At 73.4% G+C, this 16776-nt stretch carries 14 protein-coding genes; 8 read left to right on the forward strand and 6 right to left on the reverse strand.

Features of this window, described 5'->3' with window-relative positions; all coding sequences use genetic code 11:
* Positions 1-26: 26 nt before the first annotated feature.
* From ACQSSQ_RS03965 to ACQSSQ_RS03980, 4 genes are read right to left on the reverse strand one after another with little or no spacing between them, the layout of a single operon-like run.
* Entirely contained in the window at positions 27-1505 is a 1479-nt protein-coding gene (locus ACQSSQ_RS03965; RefSeq protein ID WP_431325733.1) for an apiosidase-like domain-containing protein, read from the reverse strand.
* A complete protein-coding gene (locus tag ACQSSQ_RS03970; protein ID WP_431325734.1) occupies positions 1505-2149 on the reverse strand; it encodes a PIG-L deacetylase family protein in 645 nt (214 codons plus the stop codon). The genes ACQSSQ_RS03965 and ACQSSQ_RS03970 overlap by 1 nt, the downstream gene beginning before the upstream one ends.
* Positions 2146-2985 (reverse strand): glycosyltransferase family protein, encoded by an 840-nt coding sequence (locus ACQSSQ_RS03975; protein WP_431325735.1) that lies wholly within the window; start codon positions 2983-2985, stop codon positions 2146-2148. Before ACQSSQ_RS03975 ends, ACQSSQ_RS03970 begins: the two co-directional genes overlap by 4 nt.
* The gene (locus tag ACQSSQ_RS03980) at positions 2982-4361 is read right to left on the reverse strand and encodes a glutamate-1-semialdehyde 2,1-aminomutase (protein WP_431325736.1); all 1380 of its coding nucleotides are present in this window, start codon (positions 4359-4361) and stop codon (positions 2982-2984) included. Before ACQSSQ_RS03980 ends, ACQSSQ_RS03975 begins: the two co-directional genes overlap by 4 nt.
* Positions 4362-4477: 116 nt before the next feature.
* Between ACQSSQ_RS03980 and rfbG the strand changes: the two genes are divergently transcribed.
* Together rfbG and ACQSSQ_RS03990 are read left to right on the forward strand one after the other, a co-directional pair.
* Positions 4478-5530, forward strand: coding sequence for a CDP-glucose 4,6-dehydratase (gene rfbG, locus ACQSSQ_RS03985; RefSeq protein ID WP_431325737.1), 1053 nt, complete (start codon positions 4478-4480; stop codon positions 5528-5530).
* Between the two features lie 45 nt (positions 5531-5575).
* Positions 5576-6130 (forward strand): dTDP-4-dehydrorhamnose 3,5-epimerase family protein, encoded by a 555-nt coding sequence (locus tag ACQSSQ_RS03990; protein WP_431325738.1) that lies wholly within the window; start codon positions 5576-5578, stop codon positions 6128-6130.
* A gap of 34 nt (positions 6131-6164) precedes the next feature.
* On the opposite strand, the gene ACQSSQ_RS03995 is transcribed toward ACQSSQ_RS03990, so the two are convergent.
* Positions 6165-7325 carry a Rossmann-fold NAD(P)-binding domain-containing protein gene (locus tag ACQSSQ_RS03995; RefSeq protein ID WP_431325739.1) on the reverse strand — a complete coding sequence of 387 codons (1161 nt, stop codon included), beginning with the start codon at positions 7323-7325 and terminating at the stop codon, positions 6165-6167.
* 133 nt (positions 7326-7458) lie between these two features.
* Here ACQSSQ_RS03995 and ACQSSQ_RS04000 point away from each other — a divergent pair, with 133 nt between their 5' ends.
* From ACQSSQ_RS04000 to ACQSSQ_RS04010, 3 genes are read left to right on the forward strand one after another with little or no spacing between them, the layout of a single operon-like run.
* Positions 7459-9432, forward strand: coding sequence for a glycosyltransferase (locus tag ACQSSQ_RS04000; RefSeq protein ID WP_431325740.1), 1974 nt, complete (start codon positions 7459-7461; stop codon positions 9430-9432).
* Between the two features lie 2 nt (positions 9433-9434).
* Positions 9435-10457, forward strand: coding sequence for a glycosyltransferase family 4 protein (locus ACQSSQ_RS04005; protein WP_431326771.1), 1023 nt, complete (start codon positions 9435-9437; stop codon positions 10455-10457).
* A complete protein-coding gene (locus tag ACQSSQ_RS04010) occupies positions 10454-11590 on the forward strand; it encodes a glycosyltransferase (protein WP_431325741.1) in 1137 nt (378 codons plus the stop codon). The genes ACQSSQ_RS04005 and ACQSSQ_RS04010 overlap by 4 nt, the downstream gene beginning before the upstream one ends.
* On the opposite strand, the gene ACQSSQ_RS04015 is transcribed toward ACQSSQ_RS04010, so the two are convergent.
* Positions 11563-13569 carry a tyrosine-protein kinase domain-containing protein gene (locus tag ACQSSQ_RS04015; protein ID WP_431325742.1) on the reverse strand — a complete coding sequence of 669 codons (2007 nt, stop codon included), beginning with the start codon at positions 13567-13569 and terminating at the stop codon, positions 11563-11565. The genes ACQSSQ_RS04010 and ACQSSQ_RS04015 overlap by 28 nt on opposite strands.
* 191 nt (positions 13570-13760) lie before the next feature.
* Here ACQSSQ_RS04015 and ACQSSQ_RS04020 point away from each other — a divergent pair, with 191 nt between their 5' ends.
* The 3 genes from ACQSSQ_RS04020 (at position 13761) to ACQSSQ_RS04030 (ending at position 16773) form a co-directional block, all read left to right on the forward strand.
* Positions 13761-14540 carry a 3'(2'),5'-bisphosphate nucleotidase CysQ gene (locus ACQSSQ_RS04020; protein ID WP_431325743.1) on the forward strand — a complete coding sequence of 260 codons (780 nt, stop codon included), beginning with the start codon at positions 13761-13763 and terminating at the stop codon, positions 14538-14540.
* Positions 14541-14692: 152 nt separating this feature from the next.
* The gene (locus ACQSSQ_RS04025) at positions 14693-15781 is read left to right on the forward strand and encodes an LCP family protein (protein ID WP_431325744.1); all 1089 of its coding nucleotides are present in this window, start codon (positions 14693-14695) and stop codon (positions 15779-15781) included.
* A 116-nt stretch (positions 15782-15897) separates the two neighbouring features.
* Positions 15898-16773 (forward strand): FkbM family methyltransferase, encoded by an 876-nt coding sequence (locus ACQSSQ_RS04030; protein WP_431325745.1) that lies wholly within the window; start codon positions 15898-15900, stop codon positions 16771-16773.
* The last annotated feature ends 3 nt before the right edge of the window (positions 16774-16776 follow it).

A 16776-nucleotide genomic window follows, 5' to 3' on the forward strand; every position in this document is an offset into this window, starting at 1 on the left:
CGACAGCGGCGCGGCTCCCACCCATGTCAGCCGGCCGCCTGCTCGACGACGAGGAGCCAGTCCTCGTCGCCGCCGGCATTCGGCCCCGGCGTCGTCAGGGACGGCGTCAGCGGCACGGGGTGGCGGCTGCCGTCGGTGGGGTCGACCCACGCCGCGACCGGCCGCCCGGACAGCCGAGCCAGGTCGAGGGTGATCGTGCGGCTGGTCGGGACGTAGACGACCGCCTCGCGGCCGTCGCTGGTCCGCGCCGCCGTCGCGTAGTCGTCGTCGAGCACGTCGACCGGTGGCTGGTCGGGGGTGAACGGCGTCCCCCGGCCGGAGGTCACGAACGCGTCCTGGGTGTCGGGGACCAGCTCCCACCAGCGCAGGGAGGCGATCGCGGCGCGGGCCACGGCGACCTGACGCAGTCCGGGCCGGTCGAGTCGGTCCTCCCAGCCCGGCAGGAACTCCCAGTCGGCGCTGCCGTAGAAGTCGCCGGCCGCCCCCGACGTGAGGGCCCACAGCACCTGCCGGCGCAGCGACTCCTCGGTGGTGGGAGGGGTGTCGGGCTGGAGGTTCATCCCCTCGTAGTTCGACTCGCCGAGGACGGCGGGGATCGGCGGGGTCTGCGCGTACGCGGCGAGCACGCCGGCGTACGTCGGGACGTAGCTGTAGACGAAGCTCCAGCCCACGCGAGTCCGCCAGTAGGGACTGTCCCTCGACGTCGTGAGCGGCGAGGTGAACTGGATGCTGAACGGCCGGTCGTCGCCTGACGACGCCAGGCCGACGCGGACGGCGTCGAAGCAGCGGTCCACGTCCGACGGAGGATCCTGCTGGGCGTAGTCGCCCCCGACGGCCCACACCACGTTCGGCAGGTCGGCGAAGGTGCGCCCGACGTACCGGCCGAAGGCTGCGCACTGCCCGACCGAGTCCGGGGAGAAGGCGTGCCCGATCGTCCACCCGTCGACGGCGTAGAGGAAGACCGTGATCCCCTGCTCCGCGGCCGCTGCGACGACGTCGTGCGCACGGTCGAAGTACGCGGGGTTCGGCCGGGTGACCGAGCCCGGGCTGAACGGCAGCCCCCCGAGGAACGGCACGATGCCGTCGACGGTGGCACCGCTCTCGCTCCCGCCGTTGGTCCGCGCCCCGACCAGCGAGACGATCGCCGCGTTGACCCCCTCGCCCGCGCGCTGCTCCCAGTAGTCCTCGGCCTGGGGGAGCGTCATGGCGGCGAGGAGCGACCACGGCGAGTCGCCCTGCACGAGGACCGGGTCGCCGCCGTGGTCGACGAAGAAGCGGCCGTCGTCGCTCACCCCCGCGACGAAGGGGCCGCTCCCGGCCTGCGGAGCGGACGGCGGCGTCGCGGGGGTGGAGTCGAGCGTCGGCACCTCGCCGGGCACCGGCATCGCCTGCCCCTCGAAGCGGTAGACGTGCCACACCCGGAGACCGGCGTAGACCCCCACCGCCAGCACGAGGACGGCTGCCAGGGCGACGACCGCCCAGCGGCCGGGTCGCCGGAGCCTCATCAGCCCGCTGCCAGGCCGAGGCTCAGCTTGTCGACCGTGAAGGCCTCCGCGTAGCGCGCGCGGCACTCGACGCCGCGGACCCGCATGAAGCCGAGGAAGTACTCGTCGTCCCACCAGTCGCGGTCCTTCTGCGACACGTAGTGCGCGTCGAGCAGCTCGCACTTGCGTCGCGCGAGGTCGTCCGCGACCGCGACGTAGGTGTTGGGGCGACCGATGTCGCCGTCCCACTTCGGGATCTCGTAGTGGAGCACGAGCGCGTCCCGCCACACCGTCGGCGCGAGGCGGCCGAGCAGACGGTGGTCCTGGTGCGCGTCGTCGGTCCGGGGGACGAGCACCAGGTCAGGGGTGGGCACGTCCTCGGCGAACGCGTGCAGCGCCGACTTCACCGCACCCCAGTGCTCGGGGAGCCGGCCGTCGGGAAGGTCGTGGAACACGGTCGTCGCCCCGGGGAGGAACGCCTCCGCTGCGTCCCTGGCCTCGGCGACACGCTCGGGCGAGCCCGTCATCGTGAGCCACGAGCCGCTCACCGACCCGCGCTCGGCCAGGGTGAGCAGGGTGCCGCCGCACCCGATCTCGATGTCGTCGGGGTGTGCGGCGACGCACGCGACGGTGAGCGGTCCTGCCGGGAGGGAGAGGGGGATCACGGCACCGGAGCCGGTGCGAGCGTGACGACTGGCGCGACGTCGTCGCCGAGCGCGGGCTCCGACTCCTTGCGCCACACGGCCCACGGCGGGTTGCCGGTGCGGTTGAGCTCCTCGAGCTGCATCCGCTCCTTGACCGTGTCCATGCACGCCCAGAAGCCGTCGTACCGGTTGGCGGTGAAGCGCCCGTCCTCCGCAGCGCGCACACAGCCGTTCATCACCAGGTCGTCGCCCTCGTCGAGGTAGTCGAAGATCCCCTGGCGCAGCACGAAGAAGCCGCCGTTGATCCGCATGTCCATGTCGGCCACCGCGACGAGGCCGGTGAGGTTGCCGTCGGCGTCGGCGCCGACCACGTGGAAGGAGTCCTGCGGCGACACCGACAGCAGGCTGCCGACGTGGTGGTCCGGGAGCGTGGCGATCAGGTCGTTCATCGGGGCGTCGGAGAGACCGTCGCCGTAGTTCGCGAGGAACATCTCGTCGTCGCCGAGGTGCTGGCGGACGCGCCGGAGGCGCTCGCCGATCGCGGTCTCGTGGCCGGTGTCGACGAACGTGATCGTCCAGTCGCTGATGTCGGAGCCGAGCAGCTCGACCTCCTTGCAGCCGTTGCGGAGCACGAAGTCGTTGGACTCGGTCTCCTCGTAGTGCAGGAAGTAGTCCTTCACGGCCTTCGCCCCGTAGCCGAGGCAGAGGATGAACTCCGTGTGACCGAAGTGCGCGTAGTAGCGCATGATGTGCCACAGGATCGGCCGGTTGCCGATGGGCGTCATCGGCTTGGGGAGCGCGCTCCCGTCGGTGCGGATGCGGGTGCCAAGACCCCCGCAGAACAGCACGACCTTCATGGCTGGACCTCCAGTCGACGGGGAGCGGCGAGCTCGCGCACGGCCGGAGCCACGGGGCGCCCGACGAGGAGACCGTCGGTGGTCCCCGCCGCGAGCGCCTTCGCGTAGATCTCCATGGCGCCGTGCGCCGCCTCCACGGTGTGAGCGATGTCGTCGTCGGTGTGGGCGGCGGAGATGACGAGCGAGGGGGCGAGCACCCCACGGCGGAGCATCTCCTGGATGAAGAGGGTGCGGAACGGCTGCGAGGGGTTGCCCTCGTGGTCCTTGGTCCCGAACACCATGCACGTCGCGCGACCCAGGACCGGGATGTGCTCCTCGACCCCGTGGTCGGCGGCGGCGGCGATGAGCCCCTGGCGCAGCTTCTCGCCCTGGGTCTCCATGACGCCGACCACGTCACGCTCGGCGTACGCGTCGTACACCGCGAGCATGGCCGCCAGGCCGGTGGTCTCGCCGCCGTGGGTCGTCGACAGGAGCCAGACGCGGGACTTGTCCGTGTTGAGGCCGCCCAGCTCCATGATCTCGCGCTTGCCGGCGAGGGCGGCGATGCTGAAGCCGTTGGCCAGCGCCTTGCCCCAGGTCGACAGGTCGGGCGTCACGCCGTAGACCTTCTGCCCGCCGCCGGAGGACCAGCGCATGCCGGTGATCATCTCGTCGAAGACCAGGACGAACCCGTCCTCGTCCGCGAGCGCGCGCAGCCCCTCGAGGAACCCCGGCGCCGGCTCGGCGGTCGCTGTGGCCGGCTCGAGGATGACCGCCGCGATGCGCCCGGGGTGCTCGGCGAGGAGCGCCCGGACGGAGTCGAGGTCGTTGTAGCGGAACTTCACGGTGCGCTCGAGGTCGTCGGCAGGGATGCCCGCCCTCATCGCGGTCGTGCCGATGAACCAGTCGTCGACGGAGAAGAAGGGCTGGGTGCCGCAGACCGCGACCATGTCGCGACCGGTCGAGGCGCGGGCGAGCTTGATGGCGGCCGTGGTGGCGTCGGAACCGTTCTTGGCGAACTTCACCATGTCGGCGCCGGGGACGTGCTCGAGGAAGCGCTCGGCGGCTCGCAGCTCCCAGATGCTCGGACGCGAGAAGCCCACGCCACCGCGCGCGGCCTCGACGACCGCGTCGACGACCGGGGCGTAGCCGTACCCGAGCGTGATCGCCCGCAGGCCCTGCCCGTACTCGACGTACTCGTTGCCGTCGACGTCGTACACCCGGGCGCCGGAGCCGTGGTCGATGATCGGCGTCATGTGCTCGGGGCACTGGTCGGAGCCGCGGGCGTAGGTGTGCGCCCCGCCCGGCACCAGGGCGTGCAGCCGGGCCTGCGCGGCGTTGGAACGTGAGAAGGAACGATCAGACATCTCGGTCACCAGGAGTCGCTCGTGGGTCATGGGTTCTCCTCGGCCGATTCTTCCCGACCGAGGGGTTCGCCGGGCCGGTTTGGGCAAGTTCGCCGGAGAGAACCGAATCACCCGTCGGGGCCCGCGCCGCCCGGTACGGTAACGCCATGCGTGCAGACCTCTGGCGGGACCGCGACGTCTTCGTGACCGGCCACACAGGGTTCAAGGGGGCGTGGTTGTGCGTGCTCCTGGACCGGCTCGGCGCCCGGGTCCACGGCTACGCGCTCAAGACCCCGGACGACTTCCTCTACCAGCGGGCCGGCATCGCCGACCTGGTCGCGAGCGACGTGACCGGGGACATCCGCGACCGTGAGGCGCTGTCTGCGGCGCTGGAGGCGTCCGGCGCCGACGCTGTCCTCCACCTGGCCGCGCAGTCGATCGTGCGCGCGTCGTACGTCGACCCGGGCGAGACCTTCTCCTCCAACGTCGAGGGCACGTTCACCGTGCTGGACGTGACCCGCGCCGCGGCCCGGGTCTCGCGGTGCGTGGTGGTCACGACCGACAAGGTCTACCGCAACAACGAGTGGACCTGGGGCTACCGCGAGATCGACCACCTCGGGGGAGACGACCCCTACAGCGCGAGCAAGGCGGCGGCCGAGCTCGTGACGCACTCGATGGCCGTCTCGTTCCGGCGCGAGGGCTACGCGGTGGCCTCGGCGCGCGCGGGCAACGTCATCGGCGGCGGAGACGCGACCCCCGACGCGCTCATGCCGGAGCTGATCGGGTCGTACGCCGCGGGGCGCGCCGCGGTCCTGCGCTACCCGGAGGCCGTACGCCCGTGGCAGCTCGTGCTCGAGCCCCTCAACGGCTACCTCACGCTGGCGGAGCAGCTCGAGCCGGAGCTCAACGACACGGCGTGGAACTTCGGTCCGTCCGCCGAGGACGTGCTGACCGTCGGCGAGGTCGCCGACCGGACCGCCGCCCTGTGGGGCGACGGAGCGCGCTGGGAGACGACCGGGGACCGCGGACCGCACGAGGCGGGGCTGCTCTCGCTCGACTCGGCGAAGGCGCGCTCGGAGCTCGGGTGGGCACCGGCGCTCGGGGTGGACGAGGCGCTGCGGTTCACCGTCGAGTGGGAGAAGGCGGTGCGTGGGGGCGACGATCCCCGGGCAGCGATGGAGCGCCAGGTCGACGCCTTCCTGGAGCGCGCGGCGACCTGAGCAGACCGCCTCCGGACGGGCCGAGGTTGCTCTAGTGTGGCGCGCATGAAGGTGACCGAGACAGGGATCGACGGGCTGCTCGTGTTCGAGCCCACGCCCCACCGTGACGAGCGTGGCTACTTCACCCGGACCATGGACGTCAACGTCCTCGCGGACGCGGGGATCGACCCGGCGGGCTTCAAGCAGGAGAACCAGTCCCGCTCCTACCAGGGCGTGGTCCGAGGGCTGCACGGCCGGATGAACGCGGGCGAGGCCAAGCTGGTCCGGTGCTCGCACGGCGCGGTCCTGGACGTCGCGATCGACACCCGCGTGGGGTCGCCGACGTTCGGCGAGATGAGGACCTTCCTGCTCGACGACCAGGTCCACCGCCAGGTCTACATCCCGCGCGGGTTCCTCCACGGCTACCAGGCGCTGACCTCGGTGACCGACTTCTGCTACCGGATCGACGACTTCTACGGACCCGGGGAGGACACGACGGTCGACTGCTTCGACCCCGACCTCGCCGTCCCGTGGCCCGCCCCGGTCACGATCGTCAGCGAGCGCGACCGCAGCGGCCAGTCGTGGCAGGAGTACAAGCGGTTCCTCGGCGTCGAGGGCTGACCGCTCGGGGGCCGACCGCTCGGGGCCCGACCGCTCAGGCGAGCGGCTCGACCTCGTGCGGCATGGGCTCCAGCACGACCCAGCGGCCGCCGTTCGCCTCGATCGCCGGCAGCGCCTTGCGCACCTCCGGCAGCAGGTCGGGCACGAAGAGCAGCACGCGGTCGGGTCGCAGGCCGACGAGGTCCTGCGGGGACACGATCGGGATCCGGTTGCCGGGCATGGTGAGTCCGTGCTTGCCGGTCGCGGCATCGGCGACGGTGACCATGTCGGCCTTCGTCACCCCGGCGCACTGGAGCAGCGACGAGGTGCGCGACGCCGCGCCGTAGCCGGCGACGGTGAGCCCCCGCCCGGTGGCATCGCTCAAGTACGCGCGGATCGACGCGACGGACTCCTCGAGCGCCCGCCCCAGCGCGGCGACGCGCTCAGGATCGGTGATGCCCTCGGCCGTCTCGCGCTCGATCAGCGCGGTCACCTCCGGCGCCTGGCCTCCCCAGCGGCTGCCGTCCTTGGCGAAGACGAGCATCGTGGTGCCGTTCTGGTAGAGCGGGTACTCCCAGGCGCCGACGGCCGTCAGCCCGATCTCGTTCGCCATCGACACCAGCGCCGGCGTCGAGTAGTACGCGAAGTGGCCGCTCTTGAGGGCGTTCCACATGCCCACGCGCAGGATCGACGCGACGTTGTGGATCATCATCGCGACGACGCCGTCGTCGTCGAGGTGCTCGAGGCGCTCGACGAAGGCGGGACGCTGCTCCCGGTCGTGCATCATGCCGTGGACGTCGACGACGAGGTCGGCCGGACCGGCGTCGACCTTCGTGGCGCCGCGGAGCGTGAGCTGCGGCGTCCACGAGCCGCCGTGCGGGCTCGGGTAGTCCACGAAGCGGGTGCCCTCCACGACGAACCCGGCGGCGGCGAGGTCGGTGACGCACTTCTCCGCCTGCTCGACCAGCGCGCGCGGCTCGACGCCGAGCGGCTCCTCCGGCTCGGTCGGGTCGTCCTCGAGCTGGAGGAGGTTGCTGGTCGTGCCGAACACCATCCGAACCGAGTACTCCGGGTCGGGCTCGGGGTCGCCGGGCGCGGGGAACAGGTCGGAGGCCGGCTGGAGACCGAGGTCGAGGACGACGACGCCGTCCGGGCTGCCGGTCCACCGGTCTCGCCAGGAGTCGATCGGAGAGGGGAGCGGCGCAGCGTCGGTCATGGTGTCTCCAGCGGTGGGTTCACGTGGTCGCGGTGTGCGTCAGCGTAGCTGTCGGAACCGGTCACCCGAGGCCGATCGACGCAATAGGCTGTCGACTGCCACTCGGGTCAGGCGGACAGAAGGCGGGCGGTCAGTGAGGGTCCTACGTGTCGCCCACCATGGGGTGGTCCCGGCCTGGCGGGAGCGCGAGCGCCGCCTCGCCGCCGAGGGCGTCGACGTCACGCTCCTCTCCGCCCGGCGATGGAACGAGGGGGGTGCCGACCTCGACCTCGCCGCCGACGGCGACACGTTCGTGGAGGGCGCGGGCACGCTCGGCACCCACCCCAACGTCTTCGCGTACGACCCTCGGCCCCTGTGGCGCCTGCTCGGTCGGTCGTGGGACGTGATCGACCTCCACGAGGAGCCGTGCAGCCTCGCCGTCGCGGAGATCCGGCTGCTGGCCGCGCTGCGGCGGCAGCGTGCGCCGTACCTGCTCTACTCCGCCCAGAACATCCCGAAGCGCTACCCGCCGCCGTTCCGGTGGTTCGAGCGGTCGGCGCTGCGGCACGCGGCAGGGGCGTACGTCTGCAACGCGGAGGCCGGTCGCATCCTCGCCGCGAAGGGCCTGCGCGGACCTGCTGAGCTGATCGGCCTCGGGGTCGACACCGACCGCCTGGGGCCCGTCGAGCGTGACGCGCCCGACCCCGACCGGCTCGTCCTCGGCTACGCCGGGAGGCTCGAGCCGCACAAGGGGGTCGCGATCCTCCTCGACGTCCTGGCCAAGCGCCCCGGCTGGACGCTGCGGGTCGCCGGCGACGGGCCGCAGCGCGCGGCCCTGGCCGCGCGTGCGTCGGCCCTGGGCGTCGAGGAGCGGGTGACGTTCCTCGGTCACGTGTCCGGCGACGCGCTCGCTGGGCACTACCGCCGGTGCGACGTCACCGTCGTCCCGAGCCTGCCGACGCCCGGGTGGCTGGAGCAGTTCGGCCGCGTGGTCGTCGAGTCCATGGCCTGCGGCACGCCGGTCGTGGCCAACCGCAGCGGCGCGCTGCCCGACGTCGTCGCCGACGCCGGGCTCCTCGTCGAGCCTGCGGACCTCGACGAGCTCCTCGCGGCGCTGGACGAGGTGGCCGAGCCCCAGCTGTGGCGCGAGCACCGGGCACGCGGCCTGGAGCACGCGACCCGCTACGGCTGGGACGCCGTGGCCGCTCAGCACCTGGCGCTCTACCGGCGCGTGCTGGGGCTCACCGGCGGCACCCGCGGCCTCGGCGTCGACGGTGCCGGGCTCCCTCCGGTGCACGTGCTCGTCGTCGCCTACGGCGACCCGGCGATGCTCGACGACTGCCTGGCGGCGCTCGGCGGTGCTCTGCCGGTCCTGGTGGTCGACAACTCCTCGGCGGCCGCCGTCGCGGAGGTCGCCGCGCGCCACGGTGCCGCGTACCTCGACCCGGGGGCCAACCTCGGATTCGGCGCCGGCGTCAACGTCGGGGTCCGCGCGCTGCACGCCACAGGAGAGCGCCCTGACCTGCTGCTGCTCAACCCCGACGCGCGCATGGACGCCAAGGCGGTGGCGGCGATGCAGGAAGTCGCCCACCGCGGTCGCGTGGCGGCGGTCGGGGTGAGCCAGGTGGACCCGGCGACGGGCCGGCCGGCGCGCGTCCTCTGGCCGTTCCCCAGTCCGGTCGGTGCCTGGGTGGAGGCCTTCGGGCTCGGTCGGCTGCGCCGGCGCGAGGACTTCGCGATCGGCTCGATGCTCCTGCTGCGCGCCGACGCCTGGGACGACGTCGGCCCGATGGACGAGCGCTTCTTCCTCTACGCCGAGGAGACCGACTGGCAGAAGCGCGCCCGGGAGCGCGGCTGGACGATCGCCGTCGCCGACGCCGAGACCTCGCACGTCGGGGCGGGGACCGGCGGAGACCCGGCGCGCCGCGAGGCCTGGTTCCACGCGTCGCTGGAGGCGTTCGTCCGCAAGCACCACGGCCGTCGGGGGTGGCGGGTCTTCCGCGCCGGCATGGTCACCGGTGCTGCGGTGCGCGGGTGGGTCCTGCCCGGTGAGCGGGGCGCCGCCGCGCGCCGACGTCGCGATCTCTACCTGGCCGGTCCGGCGACGGTCGGGGAGCGTCCGCGGTGAGCATGCGGGTGCTGCACCTCGTCTGCAGCGACGGGTTCGCGGGGGTCGAGCGGTACGTCGCCACGACCGCCCGCACGCTCGCTTCCCACGGTGCCGAGGTCGAGGTGGTCGGGGGCCGCGAGGACGCCATGCGAGCCGCCCTGGACGGGACCGCCGTGACGTGGTCCCCCGGGGGATCGGTCGGGGAGGCGCTGCGGCAGGCCGTACGCACGCGTGCCGACCTCGTCAACGCGCACATGACGGAGGCCGAGCTCGTCGGCACGGTGGTGGGGACGGTGCGCCGGGTCCCGGTCGTGGCCACGCGCCACTTCGGCACGGTCCGCGGGTCGAGCCGTCTCGTGCGCGCCGTCGGACGCGGCGTCGAACGCCGGCTCGCGGCCGAGATCGCCATCTCCGACTTCGTCGCGCGCGAGGCGGGCGGGACGTACGACGTCGTCCACTCCGGGGTCCCGTCGTCGGAGCACACGCTGGGCAGCAGCCGGCGTTCGCCGACGGTGCTCGTCGCCCAGCGCCTGGAGGCCGAGAAGAACACGGAGACGGCGGTGCGCGCGTGGGCTGCCAGCCGGCTCGGCGACGACGGCTGGCGGCTCGAGATCGCCGGGGCCGGGAGCGAGGAGGCGGCCCTGCGACGGCTCGCCGACTCCCTCGGCGTGACGGCGCAGGTCGACTTCCTGGGCCACCGCGACGATCTCCCGTCGCTCTACGACCGGGCCGCCGTGCTCCTGGCACCCACGCCGCTCGAAGGGCTCGGTCTGAGCGTCGTCGAGGCGATGGCGCACGGCCTTCCCGTGGTCGCCACCGCCGCGGGAGGGCACCTCGAGACGGCCGGGAGCGTCCCCGACGCGGCGCTCTTCGCCCCCGGCGACAGCGAGGGCGCCGCCCGGCTGCTGCGGGCGCTGGCCGACGACGCACCGCGACGGGACCGCTACGGGAGCGCGTTGCAGCAGCGCCAGCGGGACTACTTCACGCTCGACCGGCAGGCCCGCGACACGCTGGCGGTGTACGAACGGGTGCTGGCGCGGTGAGCCGCCCGCTGGTGGTCCTGTCCCTCGAACCCTGGGACGACGTGTGGCGTCGCAACCAGTACCTCGTCGACGGCCTCCTCGCGCGTGATCCCGGGCTCCGCGTGCTGTTCGTCGAGCCGGCGAGCGACCCGGTCCACGACGCGCTCTCCCGGCGGCGTCCACGTCGGGGCGCCGGGCTCAGGAGCGTCCCGGGCCGCCCGCGGCTCCAGCGGCTGCAGCTCACCAAGCCGCTGCCCCGCGCCCTGGGGCCCGCGTCGGACCGCTGGCTGGTGCACGGCCTGCGCCGCGCCGTACGACGGCTGGGGCTCCACGACCCGGTGCTGTGGGTCAACGACCCGGGCTGGGCGCCGGCGCTCAGGACCGGGTGGCCCGCGTTGTACGACATCACCGACGACTGGGTGCTCGCCGACCGCGGTGGCCGGACGGCACGTCGTACGCACGACAACGACGCGTACCTGCTGGCGCACGCCGCGGAGGTCGTGGTCTGCTCCACGGGTCTCGCCGCCAGCAAGGGGCGGGTGCGCGAGGTGACGCTGGTGCCCAACGCGGTCGACCTCGCGCGCTACCGGGAGCCGAGCGACCGTCCCGCCGACCTTCCGCCCGGCCCGGTGGCGGTGTACGTCGGGACGCTGCACGAGGACCGGACGGACGTCGCGCTGGTCGTGGCGACCGGAGCCGCTCTCGCCGACGTCGGCGGCACGCTCGTGCTCGTCGGGCCGGACGCGCTCACGCCCGAGAACCGTGCCCTCCTGCACTCCTCACCGGGTGTCGGGGTGCTGGGGCCGCGGCCGTACCAGACGATCCCCTCCTACCTCCAGCACGCCGGCGCGCTGGTGGTGCCTCACGTGGTCGACGCGTTCACCGACAGCCTCGACCCGATCAAGCTGTACGAGTACCTTGCCGTCGGGCGCCCGGTCGTGTCGACCCCTGTCGCCGGGTTCCGCGACGCCGAGGACGACGGCGTCGTCGTGGCGTCGGGAGCGGCCTTCACGAGCGCGGTGCACGACCTCCTCGCGGCGCCGTGGACCCCGTCACGGCAGGTCGACGTGCCGACCTGGGACGACCGGGTGGCGGCGGTCGAGGCGGTGCTCGCCCGGATTCCCGGTCACTCGGGGCGCGGCCCCTCGGAGTGAGGGCGGGCGAACGCGCGCTCGAGGAACGGCGTGCCGCCACGTCGGTCGTCCTCGCCGTCGTCGCCACGGGCCGCTCCCGCGGAGGCACCGGTCGGCCGGTCGTCGTGCTCGGTGACCGCCGGCATCACCGCCGTCGTCACGGTCGACTCGTCGCGGTCCGTCGCGCGCGTCTCCCTGGTCGGAGTCGCGGACGCCGAGCCTTCCGGCGCGGTCGCGCGCTCCGGGACGCCGGCGGCCGGAGCCGTCTGGGGTGCCGGAGCCGTGTGAGGGGTCGGGGTCGTCTGCGACGCTCGGGGTGCCTCGGCGGACGCCTCGGGCGCGGGGCTCCGCGGTGCCGCCGGCTCCGGGGTCACGTCCGTCTCCGGCCTCTCCACCGTCTCCGGCCTCTCCACCGTCTCCGGCGCCTCGCTCGCGGCCTCGCGCACGCGGCTGGGCGTGCGCGACTCCGCAGCCCGGCTGCCCAGGTAGTAGTCGCGGTAGGACTTGGGGAGCCGGCGCCGCGAGCGGTTCAGGATCACGCCGAGCACGTTGCGGTTGTTGGACCGCAGGGTGCGCACGGCGTCGATCAGCGTCGAGCGGTTCGAGCGGCCCGCCGAGGCCAGGACGGCGACGCCGTCGGCCATGCCTGCGAGGAGGGTCGCGTCGGTCATGCCCAGGGCCGGCGGGCTGTCGACGATGACCACGTCGGCGATGTGCCGGAGGTGGTCGACCACCGCGCGGGCGGAGCGCTTCGCGAGGAGGTCGGCCGGGTCCGGCGGGACGTCGCCCGGCGGGAGGATGCTCAGGCCCTCGAACTCCGTCGGGCGCAGCACCGCCGCGACGTCGTCCTGGGTCACCTCGCCGACACCGTCGCGGTCGCCGCGCGAGGCGAGGTCGGCGAACCCGGCTCCGTCGGCGGCGTCGCCGAAGTAGAGGTCGAGACGCGGACGGCGGAGGTCGCCGCCCACCAGCACGACCTTCTTGCCGGCGCGGGCCCACGACACGGCGAGGTTGGCGGTGACGAACGTCTTGCCGTCGCCGGGCTCGGGGCTCGTCATGACGAGCACGCCGTGCTCGGGCGGCATGAGGACCTGCAACGACGTCCGGAGCGCGCGGACGCCCTCGTTGAAGGCGGTGTGCCGACGGTCGGCCGTGGGGAGGACGGGGCGCTCGCCCTTCGGCGTGCGCTGACGGTTGAGGGCGAGCTCGCCGAGCGCGGGGACTCCCGTGAGCGGCTCGATCTCCCCCTGCTCGCGGAGCCGGTCGTCGAACTGCTCGCGCACCAGAGCGACACCGGCACCGGCGATCAGGCCGGCGAGGAGGCCGATCGCGATCACCGTCACCGGGGGCGTCGCGTCGGACGCGCCCGGGCCGGCCTCCTTGAGCACGACGGCCGGGGCGCCGGCATTCTCGAGCTTGCTGATCTTGGTGTTGGTGTCGCTCAGCGCTGTCGTGGCCGACGTGAGGTTGGTCAGCGCGACCTGGTCCTTGGAGTTCGCCCCGAGCTGCTTCTGGTAGGCGTTGACGGCCCGCGTCTGCTCGGCCTTGTCCTTCTCGAGCCGTTCCGCGGCGGCGTCGACCTGGGCCTGGAGGTAGCCGACGTACGCGTTGGCGACCGCGTTGGCGCGCGCCTGTGCCTCCTCCGGCGTGCTGCCGGAGGCGTCGATCGCGATGCGGTTGGTGCGCACGCCCTCGATCAGGGTCGCGGTGACCGAACCCACGTCGCTCGCCGTCGAGCCGCCGAGCGACTGGGCGGCCGGCTCCAGGACGGCCGGCGAGGTGACCGACTCGGTGTCGACGTCGAGCTCGATCCCCTCGTAGCTGCCGCTGCCCTCTCCGGCCGACGTGGCGGCCGCACTCATACGGACCGTCGCCTGCGACGAGTAGGTCGGGACCTGGCGGGACAGGTAGAGCATCGCGACGAGGAGGACGAGCACGAGGGTGGCGCCGATGAGGAGTCGGCGCTGCCACAGCACTTCGAGCACCTGACGGAATGTCATGACCAACCTCTGGTACGCCGGACAACGGGAGAAGCCTACGTGGTCGTCACGGTGGACCGGGGCCCTCGAGCCCTGTCCACAGCACGCCCCGTTGTCGAAGTCTAGGCGTCGGAGGTGTCCGGCTGGGGAATATCGGCGTACTACGGGCCGATAGGCTGACGTGAACCACCCCCCGACCCCGAGGACGGACGATGCCGTACGCCGCCGATCAGGGCGCTGCCCCCGCTGACGACCACGCGTTCGCGGGATGGCTCGCCGACCGCGCGGGCGAGCGCCTGCTCGAGGTGCGGGCCGGTGGTCTGGAGGGCAAGGAGCTCAAGGACGCCGGCGACCGTGCTGCCCAGGACGTCCTTGCCGCGCTCCTCGCCGAGCACCGTCCCGGGGACGCCGTCCTCAGCGAGGAGGCGGCCGACGACCGTGCGCGGGTGGACGCCGCGCGCGTGTGGATCATCGACCCGCTCGACGGCACACGGGAGTTCTCCGAGCCGCCGCGCGACGACTGGGCGGTCCACGTCGCGCTCTGGGAGGACGGCGACCTGGTCGCGGGGGCGGTCGCGCAGCCCGCCCTCGGTGAGACCTTCTGCACGGCGAAGGCCCCCGTCGTCGGCCCGCGCGCGGAGGGACCGCTGCGGATCGCGGTGAGCCGGAGCCGGCCGCCGGCCTTCGTCGACGCGCTCGCGGCCGAGACCGGCGCGGTGCTGGTCCCGATGGGCTCGGCCGGCGTCAAGGTCATGTCGGTGGTGCGCGACCTCGCCGACGTCTACGTGCACGCCGGCGGCCAGTACGAGTGGGACTCCGCGGCGCCCGTGGTGGTCGCCCGGGCGGCCGGCCTCCACACCAGCCGCGCCGACGGTGCACCGCTGGAGTACAACCGTGAGAACCCGTGGCTCCCGGACCTCCTGGTGTGCCGCCCCGAGATGGCCGAGCAGGTGGCGTCCTTCGTCCGCGGGGCCGGTGTCGTCGAGGGCTGATCCTCGCTGCGAGGTCCCGCTCGGTGAGGGCGTGACGCGTCCCTCGCCGACCACCTTGTGCATTCGCCCACGAAGGGCCGGTGCGTCGGGCTAGCGTGGGTGTTCCGCAGGTCTGGGCCTGCGGAAATCCCCCCCGCTCTCGGAGTCCCCCCTTGTCTGACGACGTCGTGTCGGACGCGCCCGAGCAGGCCCCGCGCCCGCGTCGGCTCGTCCGCCGTTCTCGCCCGCTCCGCAAGGCCCTCGTGGGTCTCGCGTCCTGCGTCGTGCTGCTCGCGCTGGTGCTCGGTGCCGGCGCGTGGTGGCTGCAGAGCCGGCTCGGAGGCCAGATCACCCAGGTCCAGGGCGCGTTCGCCGGTCTCGAGACGCGACCGGCGCGTGCCGCGGGCACTCCCGGGGACGCGGTCAACATCCTCCTGATGGGCACCGACCGTCGGTCCGACACCCCCACGACGGGGGCGAACGCCGAGGCGCCGGCGTGGCTCCCCGGCGAGCAGCGCACCGACGCGCTGATGGTGCTGCACGTCGACGGCGACCGTGAGGGAGCCTCGATCGTCTCGATCCCGCGCGACGCGTGGGTCACCGTCCCGGGACACGGGCCCCACAAGGTCAACGCGGCGTTCTCGCTCGCCGGACCGTCGCTCGCGGTCCAGACGGTCGAGGAGCTGACGGACCTGCGGATCGACCACCTCGCCGTCGTGGACTGGCAGGGCTTCGCGGCCATGATCGACGCGCTCGGCGGGGTCACGGTCGACGTCCCGGCCACCGTGCACGACAGTGCACGTGACCGGACCTGGACCGCCGGGGCCCACGAGCTCGACGGCGCGGACGCGCTCGCGTACGTCGGCCAGCGCTACGGGCTCCCGGGAGGTGACCTCGACCGGGTCGAGCGGCAGCAGGCCGTCCTGCGTGCCCTCCTGCAGCGCACGCTGACCCGCGACGTGCTCGCGAACCCGCGCACGGTGCTGAGGCTCCTCGACACCGCCACCCGCAACCTCACCGTCGACGACGGATGGTCGGTCGGCGACATGCGCGGCCTGGCGCTGTCGCTGCGCAGCCTGCGCGCCGACGACGTCGTCTTCACGACCGTCCCGATCAAGGGGCTCGGGCGTGCCGGCGGCGAGAGCATCGTGCGGCTGGACCGCGACCGGGGTCGCGAGATGTGGGGGGCCCTGCGCGAGGACCGCCTCGGCGAGTGGCTGGCCGCCACCGGCGGGGGCTCGCTCCCTGCCGTCGTCGACTGAGCGACGGAGTCCGGCAAAGCGGGGACGTGACCTGCGGCCGTGGTTAGCGTGAGGGCGTCGACGGTTGTCGAGAGTCCTCTGGGGGACCCATGGGCGCAGTGGATCGTGTCGGTTCGGTGCTGCGACGCCTGCCTGCGTGGCGTGGCAAGGCGCGGGCGACGAGGATCGCCGCACGCGTGCTGCCGCCCGACGCCTGCGTCCGCCGCATCCACGACGACGCAGGCTTCGACTACCTCGTCGACCTCCGGAGCCGGACCGAGGCGGGAGTGTTCGCCAACGGGCCGGACGACTTCGTCGCCCCGGTGCTCTCCCTCCTGATGCAGCCAGGGGACCTCGTCCTCGACATCGGGGCGAACGTCGGGCTGGTCACGCTCCCGCTGGCGGCGGCCGCACGGCGTACGGGGGCCTCCGTGATCGCCGTCGAGCCGATCCCCACCAACCACTCGCGGCTGGTCGACGCCGTCCGGCTGAACGGCTTCGAGGACCTCGTGACGACGGTGCACACCGCCCTCGCCGATGCGCCCGGGCGGACGACGATGTCGGTCGACCGCGACGCCCCCACCGGCAACGCCTACCTCCGCACCAACCGTCACGACCCGGCGATGCCGACCTTCGAGGTCGCCGTCCGCACGCTCGACGACCTGCTGGACGAGGTGGCACCCGGTCGCTCGGCGTCGCTGGTGAAGATCGACGTCGAGGGCGCGGAGATGCTCGTGCTCGGCGGCGCGCAGCTGATGCTGGCCGAGCACCGGCCGGTGATCCTGGGCGAGTTCAACTCGGGCCTGATGCCGGCGTTCGGTCACACGTTCCTGGACGTGGCGGCAGCGCTCGAGCCGCTGGGCTACAAGCCGTACGCGTTCGTCGCCGGGCCGCGCGTGGTCCCGATCGTCCCCGAGGTGGGACGCGGGGACGTGCTGTGGATCCCGGCGGAGCGGGAGCTGCGCGTGGTCTCCGCGATCAACGCGGCGGCGTCCGGAGCGCGCGCGCACTGAGCC

The sequence above is a fragment of the Mumia spirodelae genome (genome assembly GCF_050632745.1).
In the GTDB taxonomy this organism is placed as follows: Bacteria; Actinomycetota; Actinomycetes; order Propionibacteriales; family Nocardioidaceae; genus Mumia.